Origin of the sequence: Bauldia sp. (assembly GCF_965232525.1) — a bacterium.
GTDB lineage: Bacteria > Pseudomonadota > Alphaproteobacteria > Rhizobiales > Kaistiaceae > Bauldia.
This window is the reverse complement of sequence record NZ_OZ246980.1, coordinates 1950384-1972920: the sequence shown is the minus strand read 5'-3', so window position 1 is coordinate 1972920 and position 22537 is coordinate 1950384. Positions and strand designations below refer to the sequence as shown.

Below are 22537 nucleotides of genomic sequence, written 5' to 3'. Positions count from 1 at the left end.
AGAGATTACGGCTGCATGATGCCGCCTTCTTCGAAGATTTCGATGATCTTCTGATTGGCGTCGGTGACCGCGCCGGCGGCGTCCATCCGCCCCGAGATCACGTTTGCCATCATCTGCTCGACGACGCCCTGCGCGCGAATGGCGTCGATCGCGGCACTCGGCTTGGCCGGCCAAGACGCACCGATGAACGGATCGGTGACACTGACCTGTTCCTTGATGATCGCGAAGTTCGGATCGGCCGCGATCAACTCGTCGGTCCAGAGGTTTTCATAAGCTGGCATGAACAGGCCGCCGGCGACCTCGGACATCGGCACGAAGTTCTTCGGATCGAGCAGGCTCAGTGCCAGCTCCTTGGCGAGGTCGACGTTCGGCGCGCCCTTAAAGATGGTGAGCCAGCCGCCGGTGTTGCCGCCGTCGCGGCTGTCGCCGTTGTTCGCCGTCGGCGCTCTGAGAAGCACGATATCCTTGAAGATCGGATTGTTGTCGCGCTTGGCCTGGGCGTAGACGCTGAAGGCGTTGTGCGTGTAGCCGATGTTGCCGGCGAGATAGGCTTCGTTGTTGCTGATGTCGCCCCAGCTTTCGATACCCGGCGGTAGCATCGGTGCGAACCTGCCATTCCGATCGTAGGTCTCCGCCAGCCATTCGACCGCTGCCAGAGTCTCCGGCGAATCGAACTGGACGATCAGGCCGCTCTCGTCGGTGTAGTGCCCACCGAACGCCAAGATCACGCTGTTCAGGAAGCCATAGCCATCACCGCTCTGGTTCGGGGTGGCGCCCCATCCCCAGAACTCGTTGTCCGGATCGGAAATGGCGAGAGCGGCGGTGCGGCGATCCTCGTAGGTCGTAAGGCTTTGAGGATCGATACCCTTTTCCCTCAGCTTGTCGCCACGGATGAAGTATCCGGTGGTGGAAGCCAGGAACGGAACGCCCCGCCACTTGCCGTCGAACTGACCGTTCTCGGGCGCGACGATGCCCGGCATGATGTTGCCGTAGCGGCTGACCGCCTCGTCGACCACGTCCGTCACGTCCTCGAGCAGATCGAGGAGCGTCATCTGCGCGATGCTAACGTTGGATGTGTAGGCGATGTCCGGCGGGTTCCCGGCGCGGACCGCGGCCGACATCTTGCCAAGGAAGTCGCCGAAGGACTCCGGATTGGTGGTCGAGATGTCGAGTTGGGCCCCGTTGGCTTCCGCGAATTCGATCACCGTGTCACGGAAACGGGTCTGAGCCTGTTCGAAATACTCGGTGCGGTGAATCACCGTGAGTTTGCCGGCCGCGCCTTCCGGCAAGTCGGCGTCTTGTGCGAAGGCCGGGATCCCACCGGTCGCGAGCAGTCCGGCACCGGTCGCGGCGGTGCCGCGCAGTACGTCCCGACGACTGATTTTCTTCGAGCTCATGGTTGGTCGTTCCTCCTGATGGGCGTTTGTTTTGTCGGGCGACGGTCGAACAGACCGTCGCAGAGTTCGAATTCTGAAATCCGCATTATGAGCCGATGATGTCTTCCGTCTGCACCTCCCTTGACGCCCCGATGCATGCATTAACTGTACGCCGAATTTGGTCAGCGTCAATTTTCGAGCGGATCGGCACCGGCGTTCGGCCGTCCGCAAAAATTGCATCGCCCGTAACCGACGTCCGATCAGAACAAACGACCCAACGTGTTGCCGCTTCGTCGGCGCGCACGCTATCGTAACCAAGGCACCCTTGCCAAAGCCCGCCACCGACACCGCTTGAGATCCTGTTTTGCAGCGCACGATTATTGTCGCCTTCGCCATCCTCGGCGCCCATGCTCCAACCTTGGCGCAAAACGCGCCGGACTCGGTGGTGACCGGGACCGTGCCGTTCGAGATGCGGGTGGTCGCCACCGGCTTGGAGAGTCCGTGGGAGGTCACCTGGGGGCCGGACGGACATCTCTGGGTGACCGAACGGACCGCCGGCCGAATCGTCCGTGTCGACCCCGCCGATGGAGAGGTGACCAAGGCAATAGAGATCGACGAGGCGTCGGCTCCCGGCGGCCAGGACGGGTTGCTCGGCCTCGCCCTTCATCCCGAGCTGCTCCAAGGCACCGGCAACGACTATGTCTACACGTCGTACACCTACCCCGATCCGGCGCGCGGCCCGGACGAGACCGTTCCCGACGAGGCCAACCCTTATCGCTATCTCTACATGAAGATCGTGCGCCTGATGTTCGACCCCGACACCGGCACGCTTGGCGAACCGGTGGAGATCATCGCCGGCCTGCCGGCGAGCAACGACCACAACTCGGGCCGCCTGAAGATCGGCCCGGACGGCAAGCTCTACATGGCGATCGGCGATGGCGGGAAGAACCAGCTCGGCAACTGGTGCCTGCCGATCGAATCGCAGCGCCTGCCGACCGCCGCGGAGATCGATGCCGGCGACTACATCGCCTATCAGGGAAAGTCGCTGCGGATGAATCTCGACGGTTCCATCCCCGCCGACAATCCCGACATCGACGGCGTGCGCAGCCATGTCTACACCTACGGCCACCGCAACATGCAGGGCCTCGCCTTCGCGCCCGACGGAATGCTGTACGGGTCTGAGCACGGCCCGAAGTCGGACGACGAGGTCAACGTCCTCGATCCTGGCGAGAACTACGGCTGGCCGCACATCTCCGGTTTTCGTGACGACATGGCGTATCAGTATGCGCGCTGGGCGGATGCGACAACGCCGTGCGAGGACCTCCGCTTCAGCGATATCGACATCGAGCCGAGCGTACCAGTCACCGACGAGAACGCCTGGCCGGGCGAAGCCGAGGACCCGCTGGCGACCCTATTCACGGTCCCCAGCGACTGGTCCTTCACCGATCCGGCGTGCGACGGCATCCACTTCATCTGCTGGCCGACGGTGGCGCCGTCGAGTATCCACGTCTACCAATCCGGCGGCGGTGGCGTCCCGGGCTGGAGCCCGTCGCTGCTGGTCCCCACGCTGAAACACGGGTCGCTTTACCGCATCCCGCTAACGAACGACGGGCATACCCAGTCCGGACCCATCGAACGGTACTTCCAGTCCGAAAACCGATTCCGCGATATCGCGATCGCACCCGATCACCGCACCATCTTCGTCGCGACCGACTCCGGCGGCATCGCCCAGGCGCTCGATGGCGGGGTCGCCTTCGAGATGGAGAATCCGGGCGCGATCCTGGCTTTCACCTATACCGGCGACAGCGACCCGGAACCGGCGGGCGGCGGCGACAGGACCGATCTCATCATCGACGACGGCGCCGATGTCCGTCGCGCGGCGATCGAAGGCGGTGTCTTCACCGAGGCCCAGGCCGAGCGCGGCCGGCGCGCCTATGCCGCCCATTGCATCACCTGCCACGGACCGACCCTGGCCGGCACGCCCTACGGCACGCCACTCGCCGGCGACTATTTCGCCAAGCACTGGGCCGGCCGATCGATCGCCGCGCTCTACGATCACTCCCACGACACCATGCCGCCATCCCGGCCGGCCGATCTCACCGACCAGGCCTACGTGGACATCGTTGCTTACGTCCTTCTCACCAACGGCCGGGCAGCCGGCTCCGTCGAACTGCTCGCCGATGCCGCCCATCTGAACAGCGCGACCATCGGCGACTAGCGTAGCCGACGGCCCGATCTTTTCCGGCGCGGCCCAAGGCGTGGGGGCCGCCGCCGACCTCGACCCACCCGCGCGCCGTATATCGCATTCCAAGGGAGAACCGCCGCAGATGGCCAATCCAACCATTCGGGACATTCGCGTCATCCTCACCGAGCCCGACAACATCAGGCTCGTCATCGTCAAGGTCGAGACCTCGGAGCCGGGGCTCCACGGCGTCGGATGCGCCACCTTCACCCAGCGGCCGAGCACTGTCGCCGCGGCGGTCGACGACTATCTCCGTCCCTTCCTGATCGGCCGTGACGTCGCCGATGTCGAGGACATCTGGCAGTCGAGTTACGTCTCGTCCTATTGGCGGAACGGGCCGGTTCTCAACAATGCGCTGTCCGGCGTCGACCAGGCGCTGTGGGACATCAAGGGCAAGATGGCAAACATGCCGGTCTATGATCTGCTCGGCGGTAAGGCGCGGGAGGCGGCGCCGGTTTACGTGCATACCTCCGGCGAGACCCACGAGGAGGTCGGCGACAAGATGCAGGCCTTCATGGAAAAGGGCCACCATCACATCCGGGTCCAGATGAGCACGCCAGGATACGCGACCTACGGCAACAAGGGCGCCACGGCCGGAACCGGCACCGCCGCCAACCGGGACGTCTCGCAGGGGCCGATCGCCGTGACCTCATGGCTGCGCGATTACGACGACGGCAGGCTCCATGCCCATCCGGGCGGCGTGTTCGAGCCGAAGCCCTACATGCGCTCGGCGATCGGCCTGTTCGAGTACATCCGCGACCGGTTCGGCTACGGCGTCGAAATCCTCCACGACGTCCACGAGCGGCTGCCGCCGATCCTCGGCGTCTGGTTCGCCAAGGAGGTGGAGAAGTACCAGCTCTTCTTCCTCGAGGATTTGTTCTCGCCCGAGGACAATGACTATTTCCGGATGGTGCGGGAGCAGTGCGCCACGCCGATCGCGATGGGCGAGCTTTACAATTCACCGCACGAGATCATCCCGATGATCAAGGATCGGCTGATCGACTTCCTCCGCATGCACATGTCCCAGATCGGCGGCATCACACCGGCGAAGAAATTCGCGGCAATGGGCGAACTGTTCAGTGTGCGCACCGCCTGGCATGGGCCGGGCGATACGTCGCCTGTCGGCCACGCGGCGAACCTGGCCCTCGACATCAACAACTACAATTTCGGCATCCAGGAAGCCGCGTTGTTCGGCGAGCGGACCAAGGACGTCTTCCCCGGTTGCCCGGAACTGCGGGACGGCATGATGTGGCCGAACGGCCGGCCGGGCCTCGGCATCGACGTTGACGAAGCGCTGGCGGCCAAGTTTCCGTTCAAGGAACGCGCCTTCGGCGGCGCCTGGGATACGGTGCGCCGCGCCGACGGCAGCATGGTGAAACCATAGGCTTCGCCGCGCTGCACCCGCGAGCCAATCGGGAAGCGGGGGCTCGTTCACCCGAGACACACGCGTTTCAAATGTCGTCGAATTGACACCTCTGGCCGTGGCAGTCTACGGTCGTGACATATCAGAGGCTGGGTCGCTCCTTTGAGGAGCACGAACCGGTTCCGGGGAACGTCGAACTTGGTGCGGCAGGTGATTTTCACCTGCGCGGGGCAGGATGAGTAAAAACGCGTGACGAGTGATGCGTCGGCGGGCGACACAGAAACCGCAGGTCCGGCCCACGCCTTCGAGGGCTGGGATCGGACTGCAACGTTACAGTTGACCCAGGCACCCGCCGCAGCGGCTCGTTTGACTCCACGCAATTCGTCCCGACACATTCACCGCAATCGACGGCGAGCCCCCGTGGTGTTCCGTAGCACGCCAAGATTGCAAGAGTATCGCCTACTCAGACTCTGAAACCGAAAGGGAGGACTCATCCAAATGATACGACTGAAAGCTGGCCTCGCGGCCGCTATGGGCATGGCTGTGGCGATGGCGTTCACGCCATCGACCGTACATGCCCAGGCTGAATCGGGCGAGATCGTTCCCGATCAGCCGCTTGCCGAGGTTCCGCGTGAAGACACGCTGATCCTGGGCTGGAGCATCCTGCAGACCGCGCTGGGCGTCACCAATCCCTGGTCGTTGCCCGCCTACACCCACCAGAACGGCAACGGCTTCTCCTGGGAGCCGCTGATGTATTTCGGCATCTTCAGCGACCAGGAGATTCCGTGGCTGGCCAACAGCATGGAATACACCAACGACGACTTCACGGCGCTGCGGATCGAGCTTAATCCGGACGCCAAGTGGAGCGACGGCGAGCCGGTAACGGCCGAGGACGTTGTTTTCACGTTCGACGGTCAGATGCAGTACAACGTCCTGAAACATCATGAGAACTTCAATCAGTTCGTCGAGAGCTACGAAGCGGTCGACGATCATACCGTTGACGTCACGTTCAAGATTCCGGCGCCGCGGTTCAAGTTCCAGGTGTTGACCCAGAAGTTCGACACCGGGATCAGCATCCTGCCGAAGCATGGCTTCGACGGGATCGAGGATGCGACCCAGTATGCCGGCGGCACGGAGATTCCGCATTCGGGGCCGTACAAGACCGTCGCCTGGAACGCCAACCAGCGGATCATGGATCTGCGTGACGATTGGTGGGCCGCGGAATCGGGCCTGAACAAGCTGCCCGACGTCAAGCGCATCGTCATCGTTAACCTCGGCGGGACCGTCGGCCAGAGCATGGACGTCGTCGCCCAGCGGCTGGTCAACAACGAGATGGACTCCGCGCTCGACATGCGCAGTTCCGTCATCGGCAACATCCTGGCGCAGAATCCGGTCATCACCACCCACACCGGCGACTCGTCGCCTTATGGCTATCTCGACTGGTGGCCCAACTCGCTTTGGATGAACACCAAGCTCGAGCCTTTTGACGACCCGCGGGTGCGGCGTGCCGCGAGCCTGCTGATCAATCGCGAACTGATCAACGAGCTCCTCTACGAAGGCGCCGAGATCGCGACGATCTTCCCCTTCCCGCTCTATCCGGGCATCGTCAACTTCGTCGAGTCGGACGACGTCCAGGCGCTGATCGAAGAGCTCGATCCGGGCCGGTATGATCCGGACGAGAGCGCCCGCCTGATGGAGGAAGCCGGCTTCACCCTGAACGGCGATGATCTGTGGGAGAGGGATGGTGAAACCATCAACGCGTCGATCGCCGGGTTTGAAGGCATCCACAGCGACATCGTGCCGATCCTGGTCGAGATGCTGCGGAACGGCGGCTTCGAGGCGTCGATCAACTTCGGTGCCGACGCGCTCCAGCAGATGTCCGACGGCGCACCCGGGTTCTACATGTTCGGCCACGGTGCCAGCCTGAAGGACCCCTACACGACGCTGGAGCTCTATCACAGCCGCTTCAGTGCCCCGGTCGGTGCAAGTTCCGGCGTTGGTCGCTTCTCGCGGTACGACAACCCCGAGTTTGACGCCATTCTGGATCAAATGGCGCCGCTATCCGCGGAAGATGAAGGGTTCCACGAGCTGGCCGTACAGGCCCTCGAAATCTACTGGCGCGATCAGATCGACATTCCGATCATCCAGTGGCTCCACCGGATCGCCTACAACCAGACCTACTGGACCAACTGGCCGACCGACGAGAACCTCGGCCTCGGCATGAACGGTGCCTTCTGGGCGTTTACCGGCATGCCGATGATCGCCAATCTTGAATCGACGGGCGGCAACTAGCCGACCCGTGACAACAACGGGCGCGCGCGAAGGCGCGCGCCCGACCCATGTGCGCACCGGAGTCTTGGAACAACCGATATGATCGCATTGGTGGTCCGGAGGGTCTCGTTTCTGTTCGTCGTCATCTGGACCGCGTCGACGATCACGTTCTTCGTTCCACGCCTGTCCGAACGAAATCCGATTCGCGAGCGCTTTGCCGAACTCGCCCGCACCGGCGGCTTCTCACCGGCCGACCTCGAAGCAATTATCGATTCATTCTCAAAGCAGTTTGGGTTGGATAAGCCGCTCTTCCAGCAATATCTCGACTACATATGGAGCGTTGTGCGCCTCGACTTCGGCTTCTCGCTCAACAGCTATCCGGCAACCGTCACCGGGCTCATCGCCCAGTCGCTGCCGTGGACCATCGGTTTGCTGCTGGTCACGACGATCATCAGCTTCGTCATCGGCAATCTCTTCGGCGCGATCGCCGCCTGGCCCCGCGCGCCGGCGTGGTCGCGCAATTTCGCCCTGCCGTTCGTTCTGTTCATGGGCGTGCCGCCCGTCCTGATGGGCGTGTTGCTGGTTTTCTTTCTGGGCTTTCAACTGCAGTGGCTGCCGCTGGGCGGCGCCTATTCGATCGGGATCGTCCCCGAGTGGACCCTGACCTTCGCCCTCGACATGCTCAGGCACCAGGTGCTGCCGGCGCTGGCGCTGATCCTCGGCACCATCGGCTTGTGGGTGCTGACCATGCGCGGCATGGGCATCACCATCCAGGGCGAGGACTATGTGAACTTCGCCGAGCACAAGGGGCTGAGCGGCTTCCGCATCTTCAGGGACTATTACCTGCGCAACGCCCTGCTGCCGCAGGTGACTGCCCTCGCCCTGGCGCTCGGAACCGTGATCACGTCGGCGATCATCGTCGAGGCGATCTTCTCGCTGCCCGGGGTCGGGCTGCTCCTGATCAACGCCATCAGGGCGAATGATTTCCCGGTGATCTACGGCATCGTCCTGTTCATCACCATTTCCGTCGCCGTGCTGATGACGCTGCTCGAGTTCCTGTACCCGATCCTCGATCCGCGCATCCGCGCTCAATAGGGAAAACCCGCCGTGTCCGCCACGACGATGGAATCCGAGCAGGGACTGCAGCCAAGCTCGCTCGTCCTTCTCCTGCGGTATCTGCGTCGCAATGTCAGTCTGTCGATCGGACTGATTTTGCTCGTCCTGCTGGCGGCCTTCACGATTATCGGGATGCTGATCATCGACCCGAGCGATGCCTACCCGCTGTCGGTCAGGCCGCGGCAGCCGCCAAGCCTGCAGTATCCGTTCGGCACCGACTTCTTCGGCCGCGATTTGTTCGCCGGGATGGTGGTTGGTACCTGGCAGACGGTCGTCATCGGGGTGCTGGCCGGTGGAGTCGGCACGCTGATCGGCGTCGTGCTCGGCTTCATCTCGGCCTACTTCGGCGGCTGGATCGACGCCTCGGTCCGCTCCACCTGCCAGATCCTGATCCCGATCCCGGCGATCCTGATCCAGATCGTGATCGCCGGATCACTCGACCCCCGCGACGTCACCATCGTGACGCTGGCGGTCATCATCGTGATCCTCGCCTGGATGGGCCCGACACTGGTGATCCGCGCTCAGGTCCTGACCATGAAGGAACGGCAGTTCGTCGCCGTCGCCAAACTCTCCGGCGTCAGCGACACCGGCATCATCTTCAAGGAGATTTTCCCGAACCTTCTGCCGTTCGTGGCGGCGGCGCTGGTCGGTCAGGTCTTCATCGCCGTGTTCGCATCCTTCTACCTCGCCGTGCTCGGTCTCGGCCCATTGCGCGAGCCGCTGCTCGGCAACATCATCTGGTCGGCGCAGTCGCAAGGCGCGTTCTTCAACGGCTGGTGGTGGTGGCCCATCTTCCCGTCGATCATGATGATCCTGATCCTCGCGACCCTCGCTCTGATCAACATGGGCCTTGACGAACTGGCGAATCCCCGCGTCAGGAAGACCGAGTAGCTATGGACAACTCCGTTCTCGTGGAAAATGACGTCGCGCGGCCGGAGGCCAAGACCTCGGTGAAAGCGACGACGGCAGCACCGGTCCTCCAGGTCCGCAATCTGGAGGTGACCTACTACACCGATGCCGGCCGCGCGAAGGCGCTCGACGACGTGAGCTTCACCATGCCGGCCGGCCAGAAGATGGGCATGGTCGGCGAATCCGGATCGGGCAAGAGCACCCTCGCCCTCGCCATGATGCGGATGATCAAGGAGCCCGGTCGCATCGAGCAAGGCGAGGTCGTCGTCGACGGTACGGACCTCATCTCGCTCAACGAAGAGGACATGCGCCGGGCCCGGCTCAGCAAGATCGCCTACATCCCGCAAGGGGCAATGAACTCGCTCAATCCGGTGATGCGGATCGGCGCACAGATGGTCGATGCCGTCCAGTCGCACCTGCCCAACGAAAAGGCGGCCGCGATCAACGAGCGCTGCATGCATTCGCTGGCCTCGGTCGACCTCGATCCGAAGGTGTTTCGGATGTACCCGCACGAACTCAGCGGCGGGATGAAGCAGCGGGTCTGCATCGCCATCGGCATCCTGCTGCATCCGCAGGTGATCATCGCCGACGAGCCGACCAGCGCGCTCGACGTGGTGACCCAGCGCCAGGTGATGGAGACGATCGACCGGGTTCAGGCGAAAATCAACGCCGCCGTGATCCTCATCGGTCACGACATGGGCCTGATGGCGCAATTCGTCGATCGGGTCGCGGTGATGTACGCCGGGCGACTGGTGGAAGTCAGCTCGGTGCGCGAGATGTTCACCGACCCCAAGCATCCGTACGCACAGGCACTCATCAGCAGCCTGCCGAACCTGGAGAACAAGGGCGTCTTCCAGGGCATTCCCGGACTGGCGCCATCGCTTCTGAGGCTACCGAGCGGTTGCGCGTTTCATCCGCGCTGCTCGAAGGTCATGGACATCTGCAAGACCAAGCGTCCGGAGGCAACGATCCTGCCGGGCGACCGTTCCGTCATGTGCCACCTCTTCGACGGGGAGGCGTGACATGGGGAACCTGCTCGAACTCCACGAAGTCACCAAGGTCTATTCGCGCGGCCTGATCAACGCCAAGGAGAACGTGGCACTGCGCGACTTCTCGCTGACGCTGAAGGACGACGAACCGACGATCCTGACCGTCGCCGGCGAGAGCGGCAGCGGCAAGACCACGCTGGCGATGCTGCTGCTCGGATTCATCGAGGCCACCAAAGGCCAGATCCTCTACGACGGCCGCGACATCAGCACCCTGGAGGGCAAGGAAAAGCTCGCCTATCGCCGCGAGGTCCAGGCAGTATTTCAGGACCCGTTCGCGGTGTTCAATCCCTTCTATACGGTCGACCACCTGCTCACCGTCCCGATCCGCCATTTCAAGCTCGCCAAGTCGAGGGCCGAGGCGCGGGACAAGATGGAGGAGGCGCTGACGGCGGTTGGCCTCCGGCCGGAGGATGTCCTCGGGCGCTTTCCGCACCAGCTTTCCGGCGGCCAGCGCCAGCGGATCAACGTCGCACGGGCGCTGCTGCTACGGCCGCGCATTCTGGTCGCCGACGAACCGGTTTCGATGGTCGATGCGTCGCTGCGGGCGAGCATCCTCGAGACGCTCCGCAATCTCCAGCGCGACTACGGGGTATCGATCATCTACATCACCCACGATCTGACCACGGCGTACCACATCGCCAAGTCGATCATCGTCCTCTATCGCGGCGCGGTGATGGAGGCCGGCGACGTCGACGCGGTGATCAAGAATCCGCAGCATCCCTACACGCGCTTGCTGGTCGACTCGATCCCCTGGCCGAACCTGGACCAGCGCTGGGGCGAGCATTCGATCATCGCGCGCGAGGCGAACGAGGACAGCGATGGCTGCCCGTTCCGCGGCCGGTGCCCGTCGGCGATGGACATCTGCAGCACGCGCCCGCCGCTTTTTGAGATCGGACCGCATCAAACGGCGGCGTGCTATCTCTATGAGGAGAAGCCCAAGATCGTCCCCGATCGCGTGTCGGAGCTGCTGCCGGTCTGATCGGCCGCTTGTGTGCTACCCATCGGCCGACCGTCGAACCCGAACGTTCCGGTGTCGCGCCGCCCTCGAACGCGAAGTGAACCACGATGATTGAAATCGCCGAAATGATCAGCCCCGAGCCCTCGCCGGTTTGGAAACTCGCCAAGCAGGCCGGGGTCGACGCCGCGGTCGGTGGGCTCCCCTTCAACGACCTCGCCGACGGCGAGGCGGCGTGGGACTACGCGCCGCTGAAACGGATGAAGGATCGCTATGAGGCGGCTGGCTACCGCCTCGCGGTCATCGAGGCCCGACCGCCGCTCAATCTCGCCAAACGCGGCTTGCCTGGCCGTGACGCGGAAATCGAGACGGTCTGCACGTTGCTTGAAAACATGGGCAAGCTCGGGATTCCGGTCTGGTGCTACGAGTGGATGACCGACTTCAATTGGGTCCGCACCGACCTCGCCAAGCCCTCGCGTGGCGGCTCGGTGGTCACCAGCTTCGACGCGGCCGATGTCCCCGACGATATCACCGACGGCGAGCCGATCAGCGAAGAGGAGCTGTGGACCCATCTCGAATATTTCCTGAAGAAGGTGCTGCCCGTCGCCGAACGCGCTGGCGTCAGGCTCGCCATGCATCCGGACGACCCGCCGCTGTCGCCGATCCGCGGCGTCGGGCGGATCATGCGCAGCGTCGAGAACTTTCAGCGCCTGCTCGACCTCGATCCGAGCCCGATGAACGGCATCACCCTGTGTCAGGGTAACTTCACCCTGATGACTGAGGATCTCCCCGGCGCGATCCGCCAATTCGGCGACAAGATCTTCTTCGTTCATTTCCGCGACGTGAAGGGAGATCCCTCCCACTTCGAGGAGACCTGGCACGACGCCGGCAAGACCGACATGCTCGCCTGTATGCGCGCCTACAAGGACATCGGTTTCGACGGCGTTCTTCGGCCCGATCATGTGCCGACCGTCGAGGGTGACAGCAACGACAATGCCGGTTATTCGGCCTTTGGCCGCCTCTATGCGATCGGCTACATTCGCGGTCTGCAGCAGGCCGTCTACGCAGAATAAGGTTTCCGTCCATGAAGATTGCCGTCACCGGTGGCGCCGGCCGTATCGGTCGTGCCATCACGGAGCAAGCCTTGCGTCGGGGAGACGACGTGGTCGCCATCGACCGCGTTCAGGCGGACGATGTGCGCGAACAGGATCGCCTGCGGCGCGTCACCGCCGACGTCGCCGACTACGACAAGCTGGTGGAGGCTTTCGACGGGTGCGACGCGGTCGTCCACATGGCGGCGATCCCCGCCCCGGGCAATCACCCCGACCATGTGGTGCACAACAACAACGTGGTCGGCAGCTACAACGCTTTGCGGGCAGCGGCCGAACACGGCATCGAGCGGGTGTGCCAGGCGTCAAGCGTCAATGCCATCGGCCTGTCCTTCAGCCGCGATCCGCGGTTCGATTATTTCCCCGTCGATGAGCAGCATCCCAACTACAACGAAGAACCGTACAGCCTGTCCAAATGGATATGCGAGCAGCAGGCCGACAGCTTCGTCCGCCGCTACGAGGGCATGCGGATCGCCAGCATGCGGTTCCACTGGGTGGTGCCGGAGCGATCGATGGCGAGCGAGCGCTTCAGCGAGGATCATCCGCGACCCGCCAAGCATCTGTGGGCCTACACCCGCTTCGATGCCGCAGCCCGCGCCTGCCTCCTCAGCCTCGAGGCTGACTTCACCGGACACGAAGCGTTCTACATCATCGCCCCGGATACGTCGGTCGACGTTCCGAGCCTGGAGCTCGCGGAAAAACACTTCCCGGACGTGCCGATCCGCGGCGATCTCAGTGGTCGAAACAGCTTCTTCAGCACGGCGAAGGCGGAAAAACTGCTCGGCTGGCGGCACGACGAAGAATAGGCGCCGGCTGCACAGAGCGGAACCCGCAGACTCCGACCCTCGCGCCCTACATGAAGAGGCGCTGGTCTTCCATTCCGGTGTAGAGGTCGGCGACGTATTCCGTGTAGCCGTTGTAGAGCCGGGTCGGGATTCGCTCGTTGGTGGCCAGATCCCGTTCGGTCGCCTGGCTCCACCGCGGATGCGCGACCTCCGGGTTGACGTTGGCCCAGAAGCCGTACTCAGAGGGGCCGAGTTCCTCCCAGAAGCTCACCGGACGCTCGTCGGTGAAGGTGAACCGGACAATCGACTTGATCGATTTGAACCCATACTTCCACGGCAGGTGGATGCGTATCGGCGCGCCCATCGACTTGGCGACCGGTTTGCCGTAGGCGCCGGTGACCATGAAGGCCAGTTCGTTGTTAGCCTCCGCCATGGTGATCCCTTCGACGTAGGGCCACGGATACCAGATCTGCTTCTGGCCGGTGGCGACGTCGGGCATCATGAAGGTTTCCATGCGCAGATATTGCGCATCGCCGAGCGGATTGGCGTACTTCACCAGCTCGGATACCGGGAAGCCGGTCCACGGCACCGTCATTGACCAGGCCTCGACGCAGCGGTGCCGGTAAAGCCGCTCCTCCAGCGGCATCCGCCGGATCAGCGTATCGAAATCGGTGGTGATCTCTTTCTCGACGAGTCCGTCGATCTTCACTTCCCAGGGCCTGATCGGCAGCGCCTCAGCGGCTTCCCAGATGTCCTTCTGGGTGCCGAACTCATAGAAGTTGTTGTAGGTGGTGTTGATCGACTCCGGCGTCACCGGGCGCTCGATGGTGTATTTCGAGTTGCGCGGTGCGGGGTAAAGGTCGGCGGTGGGATCGGTCTCCGCAGCACGCCCCGGACGTGGCAACGCCGCGGCCGCCAGGCCAAGGCCGCTCGCGGCGAGAATCTGACGACGGTTGAAGTAGACGGACTCCGGCGTCGCCAGCCGCTCCGGTATCTCCCATCCTCTCTGTCGCTTCACGTACATGGCTCGGCTCCTACCGTTACTTCCGAAAAGACCTATGCCCGGTCGGACACACGATCAAATCACGATGGTGTGGGCGCCAAACCGGGCTTTCTCAAGCCGCCTTGTCCTTGGCAAACCGGGCTTTCTCAAGCCGCCTTGTCCTTGGCCCGCTCGATCACCTGGTCGGCCAGCTTGCCGGTTAGCTCCGACAAATGGTCGAACGCAGCATTGAACGTCCCCACACCGGCGGTCGCGGAGCGCAGCTCGATGATCAGGTCGCGGATCTCCGACTGCGGGATCATCGCTTCGACCACGTCCCAACCCGGCCAGCCGGGACGGGCGTCGAACCCGAGCAGCTGGCCGCGACGCTGGGAGACGATGCCGTTGACCCGCGGGGTGGCATCGGACGGCACCGCAACCTCGACCTTGAGGACCGGCTCCAGCAACACCGGCTTGCACTCCGGCATCCCTTCGCGCATGCCGATCTGCGCCGCGGTACGGAACGCCTGATCGGATGAGTCGACTGAATGGTAGGAACCGTCGGTCAGGGTTACCGCGACATCGACGACCGGGAACCCCAGCGGCCCCCGGTTCAGGTACTCCTCGATGCCGTCCTCGATCGACGAGAAATAGTTGCGTGGCACCGCACCACCGCTGATCGTCTCGGCGAAGCTGAAGCCGGCGCCACGGGGCAGCGGCTTGATGTCCAGCACCACGTCGCCGAACTGACCGTGCCCGCCGGACTGTTTCTTGTGGCGGCCGCGGATGGTGGTCGTGCCCCGGATCGTTTCTTTGTATGGCACTCGCGGATCGTGGGTGGTGACCGAAATGCCGTACTTGCCGGTCAGCCGTTCCAGCGCGACGCGCAGATGCATCTCGCCCTGGCCTTCCAGCACCGTCTCGCCCGTGTCCTGAACGTGAGTGACCTTGAGCGACGGGTCTTCCTCGACCGCCTTGGAGAGTGCCGACGACAGTTTGACGTCGTCCTTGCGCTCCGCCGACGATACCGCTGCACCGAGCACCGGCGGCGGCGGTTGGAGGGTGATGAGTTGGGCAGGCGCCGTCTTACCCGTCGACATCGTCCAGCCGGTCTGCGCGTCGTCGAGCTTGCCGAGCCCGACCGTTTCGCCGGCGGCAGCCGCATCGCGCTTGTTGGCCTGCTGGCCTTGGATCCGGAACAGGCCGGAGACGCGCTCGGTCGAGTCATCCGGTCCGGTAAGTTCGGCACCGTCGGCAAGCGACCCGGTCAGTACCCGCGCCACCGACAGCTTGCCGCCATGGGTGGTGTGTAACGTCTTGAGGATCTGGACGATGGTGTCCTCGATATCGTCGAGGCCGAGCCGCGTGCGGGTCTCGGCGATTCCCGGCGCCTCATGACGGATCGCCTTCAGAAGCCGGCCGATGCCGTTGCCGTTCTCGGCGGAACCGATCAGCACGGGACAGATGGACCCGGCGCGCATTTCGCGGACGAGGTCGGCGAAGATGTGCTCACGATCCGGCTGGATATCCTCCAGCAGTTGCTCCATCAGCCCGTCATCGTAGTCGGCGAGCGTCTCCAGCATGGTGAAGCGGGCGTCGGCCTCGCGGTCCCGATCGGCATCGGCCATGTCGATCAGTTCGCTCGCCGCGTGCTCCTGGTAGACGTAAGCACGTTCCAGCGCGAGATCGATGAAACCGGAGACCACATCGCTCTGCCAGATCGGGATATGGCGCAGCACCAGCGGCACGCCACTCGCCGGTTGCAGCGTCTCAAGGGTCTGGCGAACGCTGCCCTCGGCCTTGTCGACCTTGTTGAGGAACAAGAGGCGCGGGATCCCCTTGTCTTCCAGGCTCTTGAGGATGACCTGGAGCGCGGGAATCTTCTTCTCGTCCGCCTCGGCGACGACCACCGCCAGGTCGGCGCCGGCAAGCACCGGTTCGGCTTCATAGGAGAACTCGACCGAGCCGGGACAATCGATGAAGGTGAGTTGGTCCCCCATGAAGTCGGCTTCGGCGATATTGGTCTCCACGCTCATCTGATGGGCGCGGGCCTCGGGGGAGCCATCGCCGACGGTGTTGCCCTCGGCGATCGTACCCTGCCGGGTCACCGCGCCGGTGCGCGCGAGGATCGCCTCCAGCAGTGTCGTCTTGCCGCTCGCAAAAGGGCCCACGAGTGCGATGCACCGGGGCCCTTCAACCCTGCCGCTGTTGCCGTCCGCCATGAGTTTTTCTCCCCGTTCTCGTATTGTTCCGAGACGCCTAAGCCGCGCCCTTGCTTAATCGTCTCAAGGAACGCGGCGGCTGACAAGGGAGAAGATCAACCGGTGGAACAGCCACTCCCGCCGTGAGGGGAGAAGTGTCAGTTATCCCTTTCGTTGAGAACCATCCGCGATACACCAACGGCAAGGTTGAGTCCCGCCTGCGCCTGGACGCTCAATGGCTGCAACACGATGGAATCCTGCGATCCGCCGACCAGAACGTTGGCGCCGAGGCCGAGCAGGGTCGTTTCCTCGGCCGACACGCCGATGTATTCGCCGGCCAAGGAACCGGGCACATAGTCGCTCTGCGAGGCGAACACCGCCCAGATGATGACCGAGCCGGCGGTGATACCGACGTCGAGGCCGAACTTGCGGATATGACCGCTGTAGTGCTCGGTCGCCACGGTATCGGGCTGGAAGCTGCAGTTGATCCGTTCGTTCGAGGTAATCAGCAAACCGATGCTCGGCCCGGCGGCGCAGGTCAGGACGCCGACCTTCAGATGCCGATCGGACGCGATCGAGGACGATGTCATCGCCAGTCCGGCGACGGCGGCGACGCACCCTGCCACAAGCGCGGCGCGTGCTCCGGTGACGATACGACTGAGACGCATGGCGATTTACCTCCACGAAATGGGGATCGGTCGGTTTGGACGGGATAGCCTTACAGTGATTCCCGCCGGGCGAGTATCACCTGTCACGTGAGGCGCTGGTAAGGCAAACCGCCCGCTTTCGTCCGCCCCTTGATCGCGACCGTGCAAGCGTGCATGTCGGTGGCGAGGTGACCGCCGATGCTCGACGCCTACTCGCTCGGTCCGAACGGACCCTACAAGCTGACGCTCGACGCCGATACGCCTGTGCCCGAGGAAGCGGGCTGGGTCGACATGATGCGGCCGAGCCGGGCCGATGCCGCGTTCGCCGAGACCTTCCTTGGCGCCGAACTGCCGACCCGGGAGGAAGCCGAGGAGATCGAGTTCTCCAGCCGCTTCTACGCCGAGGACGGCACCGTCTTCATGACGGCGACCATATTGACCGGCGTCGATGCCGGCGAGCCGCTCCTCGTGCCCCTCACCTTTGCCGTTTCCGGCGACCAGCGGATCGCGACATTGCGTTACGACGACCTGCGCGCCCACCGCCAGTTTCTCTCCCGCGCCGGCAAGCCCGGCAACGCGTGCGCGTCGACCCCGGCCGTATTCCTTGGCCTGCTCGAGGCGGTGGTCGACCGGACCGCCGATGTGCTGGAGCGGATCAGCGGCGATGTCGACCGCATCAACCGCGAGGTGTTCGCCGCGCAACGGGAACGGCGACGAGCCCGCCGGCTCGACGAGCTGATCGACGATATCGGCGTTCAGGGCGATCTGGCCGGAAAAGCGCGGCTCAGCCTCGCCTCGCTCGAACGGCTGATCCAATACGCCAGCCTGAGCCTGCGCGGCGCCTTCGCCAAGGGCTCGAGCAAGAACCGGCTGAAGCTGATCGGCCGCGACGTGCGATCGCTGGAAGACCACGTGACCTTCCTCTCCAACAAGATCACGTTCCTGCTCGATGCCACCCTGGGCCTGATCTCCGTCGAGCAGAACGAAGTGATCCGGGTGCTGACTATCGCCGCGACGATCTTTTTCCCGCCGACTTTGATAGGCACGATCTACGGCATGAACTTCGTCGACATGCCCGAGCTTGGGTGGAACCTCGGCTACCCGTTCGCGATCGGCCTGATGGTCGCGTCGGCCGTGCTGCCCTATCTCTACTTCAAGCGGCGTGGCTGGCTCTGACGCGCCCGCCGCGAAGACCGCGCCAACCAGAGGGACACCGACATGAACGAATTGGCACCGATCCGCCGGAAGACTGCGAAAGACTTTCCGCAGGAGCTTCTCGACCTCTACGATTATTACGCCCACGGCAAGATCACCAAGCGCGAGTTTATGGCCCGCGCCGCCAAGTTTACGGTCGCCGGCATCACCGCCGCCGCCCTGCTCAAGGAACTCTCCCCGAACTACGCGCTGGCCCAACAGGTCGCCGAAGACGATCCGGACATCACGACGAGCCGGATCACCTACCCCTCCCCGAACGGCCATGGCGAGGTCAACGCCTATCTGGTGCGGCCGGCGGGCGCCGACGGCGAGCTTCCGGCGGTCCTGGTGGTGCACGAGAACCGCGGACTGAATCCCTACATCGAGGACGTGACGCGCCGGATCGGCAAGGCGGGCTTCATGGCGATGGCGCCGGATGGCCTGACCTCGGTCGGCGGCTATCCCGGCAACGACGACGAAGGCCGCGAGCTTCAGCGCACGGTCGATCAGGAGAAGCTGCTCAACGACTTCTTCGCCGGTTTCGAGTACCTGCTCGGCCGCGAGGACAGCACGGGCAAAGTCGGCGCGGTCGGCTTCTGCTATGGCGGCGGCGTGGTCAACGCCATCGCGGTCGCCTATCCCGAACTGGCCGCCGGCGTCCCATTCTACGGCCGCCAGCCCGACCCGGCCGACGTCGCCAGCATCGAAGCGCCGCTGCTTCTCAAATACGCCGAGCTCGACGAGCGGATCAACGAAGGCTGGCCGGCTTACGAGGAAGCGCTGAAAGCCGCCGGCAAGACCTACACGGCTCACGTCTATCCCGGCGTCAATCACGGCTTCCACAACGACACGACGCCACGCTACGACGCCGAGGCCGCCCAGCTTGCCGAGGAGCGGATGATCGCCTTCTTTAAGGAGACGCTGTCGTAACGTCCGACAACGGTTTCGCCTTCTTGCGCGCGTGGTAGGTCAACGCCATCGCGATGCAGTGGCGAAGCGGCGTTTCAGGAACCGGGCGGTTCGCATCGAACAGGATCGCCCGGTTGCCCTCGTAGGTGAGCTGATCCGGGTAAAGTTCCCGAAACGCCTCGACAAGCCGGGTCTGGCAGTGAACGTAGAGCGCGTACCGATGCGGCGCGCCTTTGACCGCGTCGATCCGCACGGTCGTGCCGCTGCCGGTCGCTTCGGTGAGGTAGCTCGGCTGGCCCCATTTCAGCGTTTCGGTCAACGGCCCGACGCCATCGGTGTCGGCGGCCGTCTTCAGGATCAGGGCCCTCAGCGCCTTCAGCTTCTTGCGCAGACGCGGCGGGTAGGAGTCGAACACCGCGGCGACCGCCGGATCGCCGACCGAAGCCGCGGTGGTTCGTTTGGCCATTGTACCGGCCATCGATCGCAGGGCCGAGCCTAGCGCAACCCGGCGCAGAACCGCTGGATGCGCGCGCACGCTTCCTCCAGCGCCTCTGTCGATGTCGCGTAGGAAGCGCGGAAGAACGGCGATAGACCAAACGCCGAGCCGTGCACGGCGGCGACGCCTTCCTCTTCGAGCAGCGCGGTGACGAACGCTTCGTCGCCGTCGATGGTCTTGCCGCCGGCGCTGGTCTTGCCGATCGCGCCTTCGCACGACGGGAACACGTAGAACGCGCCTTGCGGATTGACGCAGGCGATCCCCTTCGCCTGGTTCAGCATCGAGACGACCAAGTCGCGACGCTGGCGGAAGACCTCAAGCCGCTCCGGCAGGAAATCCTGCGGCCCGTTCAGCGCTTCGACCGCCGCCCATTGCGAGATCGACGACGGGTTGGTGGTCGACTGCGACTGGAGCTTGGCCATCGCCTTGATCAGCATCTGCGGGCCGGCGGCGTAACCGATCCGCCAGCCGGTCATCGCATACGCCTTGGAGACGCCGTTCATCGTCAGCGTCCGGTCCTTCAGAGCGGGCTCGACCTCGACCGGTGTCACGAATTTGATCCCGTCATAGACGAGGTGCTCGTACATATCGTCGGTCAGCACCCAGACGTGATCGTGGCGCATCACCACGTCGGTCAGCGCCTTCAGCGTGTCGCGGGTGTAGGCGGCACCGGACGGGTTCGACGGCGAGTTGAGGATCAGCCACTTGGTCTTGGGCGTGATCGCCGCTTCGAGCGCGTCCGGCGTCATCCGGAAGTCGTCCTCCGGCCGGGTCGGCACAATCACCGGCGTCGCGCCGGCGAGCGAAACGATCTCCGGGTAGCTCACCCAATAGGGCGCCGGGATCACCACTTCGTCGCCGGGATTGAGTGTCGCCATCAGTGCGTTGAACAGCACCTGCTTGCCGCCGGTGCCGACGCTCACCTCGCTGGTGTCGTAGTCGAGATTGTTCTCGCGCCTGAACTTGTCGACGATCGCCGCTTTCAGATCGGGGATCCCGTCGACGGCGGTGTATTTGGTTTTACCGTCGCGGATGGCGCGGACGGCAGCTTCCTTGATGTTCTCCGGCGTGTCCATGTCCGGTTCGCCGGCGCCGAGGCCGATCACGTCGCGGCCGGCGGCGCGCAGTTCCCGTGCCTTGTCGGTGACGGCGATCGTCGCCGACGGCTTGATGCGCGACAGGGAGTCGGCAAGGAAGCCCATGGTGCTCTGCTCCATCTGTTTGAGGCGCGCGGACCGTAGTGGCGCCGCGCCGGTTTCACAAGCATTCCAACGCGACAACGGGCGGAAACGCCTTGAATTCCCTTGATCGGGGCGATGACCGGATGAATTGGCCGCGACAGGAATTCAGACGACGGATCGGCGCCCGACTGACCGACGTGCCGGCCCCTGCCGCTCAGCCCAGTTCGTCTTCGTCGGTTTCGGCCGGCTGCTCGACCACGGCCTTCAGCTTTTCGAGGCCGGTCTCGTAATCACCGCCGATCATGTCGTCGATCATCATTCCCAAATACCGGGCGATCGGATTGTAGCCGAAATCCGTGGTGAAGGCCCAGGTGACGTTCGCGCCTTCGCCTTCCGGTGCGATGGTGACCCATGTGCTGGCGAGGCCCTGATCGCCAAAGTCGAGGTCGATGTCGACCTGACTGTCCGGGTCGAGGGCCGCGATGGTCATCGTCCCCGAGCCGACCTCGGGCATGTCGCTCTCCCAGCGCATCGTCTGGCCGACGCCATCCGCCGGGCCGGTGAATGTGTAGACGGCGTCGGGATCGCGCCCGTACCAGGGCGACCAGTCGTTGAAGCGCCGGAGATCGCTGACGACGGCATAAACCGCGTCCGGCGTCGCGGCGACCGCGATCGACCGGCTGACGATCGGCTGCCGCGGCAGGAAAAACCCGACCACCACCAGAATCACGATTACGGCGAGGATGGCGATCCCCGCCCGCCGAAGGACTTTCCTGCTCATACCCCGCACCTCGGTCTGGCCCCTTGCCCCTGACCAACCCGGTGAGCCGGCTATCGAAACCGCCTGACGACCGTGTGTGGGTCGTCAACGCGCTGCGGATTCGAAGACGGGCACGCGTCTCATGCCGCAAACGAGAGCGGCTCGCAAGACTCTGTAATCAATGTACCGTTCGCGCTACAACAGCCGCGGATCAGCCAGCGGCAGACGAGGAAACCGACCGAATGGCCCTTTTGGAACTCACCAACGTCTCCAAGCACTTCGGGGCGATCCATGCCCTCAACGACGTATCCGTCTCGCTGGAGCCGGGCGAGGTCGTCGGCCTGATGGGCGACAATGGCGCCGGCAAGTCGACGCTGGTCAAGATCGTCGCCGGCAACTTCCAGCCGACTCACGGCACGATGAAGATGGACGGCACCGACCTCATCCTGCACCGGCCGATCGAGGCACGGGAGCACGGCATCGAGATCGTCTATCAGGACCTCGCGCTTTGCGACAACCTGACCGCCGCCGCCAACGTTTATCTCGGCCGGGAGATCCGCAAGGGCGTCGGGCCGTTCAAGATCCTCGACTACCCGACCATGTACCGGCGCGCTGGCGAGCTGTTCAAGGAGATCAAGTCGGAGACCCGGCCGCGGGATCAGGTCAAGCAGATGTCGGGCGGCCAGCGTCAGGCGGTGGCCATCGCCCGGACCATGCTGTCGGAGGCCAAGCTGGTCCTGATGGACGAGCCGACCGCCGCGATTTCCGTGCGCCAGGTCGCCGAGGTGCTCAACCTGATCCGCCATCTGCGCGACCAGGGCATCGCGGTCGTCCTGATCAGCCACCGCATGCCCGACGTCTTCGCCGTCTGCGACCGGATCGTCGTCTTGCGCCGCGGCGTCAAGGTCGCGGACAAAGCGGTCGCAGAAAGCTCGCCGGAAGAGGTGACCGGCCTGATTACCGGCGCGATCGAGACCGCGTAGCCGACGAGC

At 64.1% G+C, this 22537-nt stretch carries 19 protein-coding genes; 12 read left to right on the top strand and 7 right to left on the bottom strand.

Features of this window, described 5'->3' with window-relative positions:
• Nucleotides 1–5: 5 nt before the first annotated feature.
• Entirely contained in the window at nucleotides 6–1397 is a 1392-nt protein-coding gene (locus ACO076_RS09410; RefSeq protein ID WP_421726461.1) for an ABC transporter substrate-binding protein, read from the bottom strand.
• A 343-nt stretch (nucleotides 1398–1740) separates the two neighbouring features.
• On the opposite strand from ACO076_RS09410, the gene ACO076_RS09405 reads away from it, so the two are divergent.
• From ACO076_RS09405 to ACO076_RS09365, 9 genes are all read left to right on the top strand, one after another.
• Nucleotides 1741–3594, top strand: a complete 1854-nt coding sequence (locus ACO076_RS09405; RefSeq protein WP_421726460.1) for a glucose/sorbosone family PQQ-dependent dehydrogenase — start codon at nucleotides 1741–1743, stop codon at nucleotides 3592–3594.
• 109 nt (nucleotides 3595–3703) lie between these two features.
• Nucleotides 3704–5002 carry an enolase C-terminal domain-like protein gene (locus ACO076_RS09400; RefSeq protein WP_421726459.1) on the top strand — a complete coding sequence of 433 codons (1299 nt, stop codon included), beginning with the start codon at nucleotides 3704–3706 and terminating at the stop codon, nucleotides 5000–5002.
• Nucleotides 5003–5479: 477 nt separating this feature from the next.
• Nucleotides 5480–7273, top strand: a complete 1794-nt coding sequence (locus tag ACO076_RS09395) for an ABC transporter substrate-binding protein (RefSeq protein WP_421726458.1) — start codon at nucleotides 5480–5482, stop codon at nucleotides 7271–7273.
• 78 nt (nucleotides 7274–7351) lie between these two features.
• Entirely contained in the window at nucleotides 7352–8347 is a 996-nt protein-coding gene (locus ACO076_RS09390) for an ABC transporter permease (RefSeq protein WP_421726457.1), read from the top strand.
• Nucleotides 8348–8359: 12 nt separating this feature from the next.
• Nucleotides 8360–9259, top strand: a complete 900-nt coding sequence (locus tag ACO076_RS09385; RefSeq protein ID WP_421726456.1) for an ABC transporter permease — start codon at nucleotides 8360–8362, stop codon at nucleotides 9257–9259.
• Nucleotides 9260–9261: 2 nt separating this feature from the next.
• Nucleotides 9262–10299, top strand: coding sequence for an ABC transporter ATP-binding protein (locus ACO076_RS09380; RefSeq protein WP_421726455.1), 1038 nt, complete (start codon nucleotides 9262–9264; stop codon nucleotides 10297–10299).
• A gap of 1 nt (nucleotide 10300) precedes the next feature.
• On the top strand, nucleotides 10301–11305 hold the full coding sequence (locus ACO076_RS09375; protein ID WP_421726454.1) for an ABC transporter ATP-binding protein: 1005 nt from the start codon (nucleotides 10301–10303) through the stop codon (nucleotides 11303–11305).
• An 86-nt stretch (nucleotides 11306–11391) separates the two neighbouring features.
• Nucleotides 11392–12354: a mannonate dehydratase gene (locus tag ACO076_RS09370; RefSeq protein ID WP_421726453.1), complete on the top strand. Its 963-nt coding sequence runs from the start codon at nucleotides 11392–11394 to the stop codon at nucleotides 12352–12354.
• An 11-nt stretch (nucleotides 12355–12365) separates the two neighbouring features.
• Complete coding sequence (locus ACO076_RS09365) at nucleotides 12366–13196, top strand: NAD-dependent epimerase/dehydratase family protein (RefSeq protein WP_421726452.1); 831 nt, start codon at nucleotides 12366–12368, stop codon at nucleotides 13194–13196.
• A gap of 46 nt (nucleotides 13197–13242) precedes the next feature.
• Here the strand turns inward: ACO076_RS09365 and msrP are convergent, their stop codons facing one another.
• The 3 genes from msrP to ACO076_RS09350 form a co-directional block, all read right to left on the bottom strand.
• Nucleotides 13243–14199, bottom strand: coding sequence for a protein-methionine-sulfoxide reductase catalytic subunit MsrP (gene msrP / locus ACO076_RS09360; RefSeq protein ID WP_421726451.1), 957 nt, complete (start codon nucleotides 14197–14199; stop codon nucleotides 13243–13245).
• Between the two features lie 125 nt (nucleotides 14200–14324).
• Nucleotides 14325–16379 carry an elongation factor G gene (locus tag ACO076_RS09355; protein ID WP_421726450.1) on the bottom strand — a complete coding sequence of 685 codons (2055 nt, stop codon included), beginning with the start codon at nucleotides 16377–16379 and terminating at the stop codon, nucleotides 14325–14327.
• Between the two features lie 137 nt (nucleotides 16380–16516).
• Nucleotides 16517–17026 (bottom strand): DUF992 domain-containing protein, encoded by a 510-nt coding sequence (locus tag ACO076_RS09350; RefSeq protein ID WP_421726449.1) that lies wholly within the window; start codon nucleotides 17024–17026, stop codon nucleotides 16517–16519.
• 177 nt (nucleotides 17027–17203) lie between these two features.
• On the opposite strand from ACO076_RS09350, the gene ACO076_RS09345 reads away from it, so the two are divergent.
• Nucleotides 17204–18181 carry a magnesium transporter CorA family protein gene (locus tag ACO076_RS09345; RefSeq protein WP_421726448.1) on the top strand — a complete coding sequence of 326 codons (978 nt, stop codon included), beginning with the start codon at nucleotides 17204–17206 and terminating at the stop codon, nucleotides 18179–18181.
• 60 nt (nucleotides 18182–18241) lie between these two features.
• The gene (gene yghX, locus ACO076_RS09340; RefSeq protein ID WP_421726705.1) at nucleotides 18242–19129 is read left to right on the top strand and encodes a YghX family hydrolase; all 888 of its coding nucleotides are present in this window, start codon (nucleotides 18242–18244) and stop codon (nucleotides 19127–19129) included.
• On the opposite strand, the gene ACO076_RS09335 is transcribed toward yghX, so the two are convergent.
• The 3 genes from ACO076_RS09335 to ACO076_RS09325 all read right to left on the bottom strand — a co-directional run bounded on the left by ACO076_RS09335 (nucleotide 19110) and on the right by ACO076_RS09325 (nucleotide 21566).
• Nucleotides 19110–19574: a DUF1801 domain-containing protein gene (locus ACO076_RS09335; protein ID WP_421726447.1), complete on the bottom strand. Its 465-nt coding sequence runs from the start codon at nucleotides 19572–19574 to the stop codon at nucleotides 19110–19112. The two genes, yghX and ACO076_RS09335, sit on opposite strands and share 20 nt — an antisense overlap.
• A gap of 29 nt (nucleotides 19575–19603) precedes the next feature.
• The gene (locus ACO076_RS09330) at nucleotides 19604–20806 is read right to left on the bottom strand and encodes a pyridoxal phosphate-dependent aminotransferase (RefSeq protein ID WP_421726446.1); all 1203 of its coding nucleotides are present in this window, start codon (nucleotides 20804–20806) and stop codon (nucleotides 19604–19606) included.
• A 193-nt stretch (nucleotides 20807–20999) separates the two neighbouring features.
• Entirely contained in the window at nucleotides 21000–21566 is a 567-nt protein-coding gene (locus tag ACO076_RS09325; RefSeq protein WP_421726445.1) for an SRPBCC family protein, read from the bottom strand.
• 221 nt (nucleotides 21567–21787) lie between these two features.
• Between ACO076_RS09325 and ACO076_RS09320 the strand changes: the two genes are divergently transcribed.
• The gene (locus ACO076_RS09320; RefSeq protein ID WP_421726444.1) at nucleotides 21788–22528 is read left to right on the top strand and encodes an ATP-binding cassette domain-containing protein; all 741 of its coding nucleotides are present in this window, start codon (nucleotides 21788–21790) and stop codon (nucleotides 22526–22528) included.
• Nucleotides 22529–22537 lie beyond the last annotated feature (9 nt).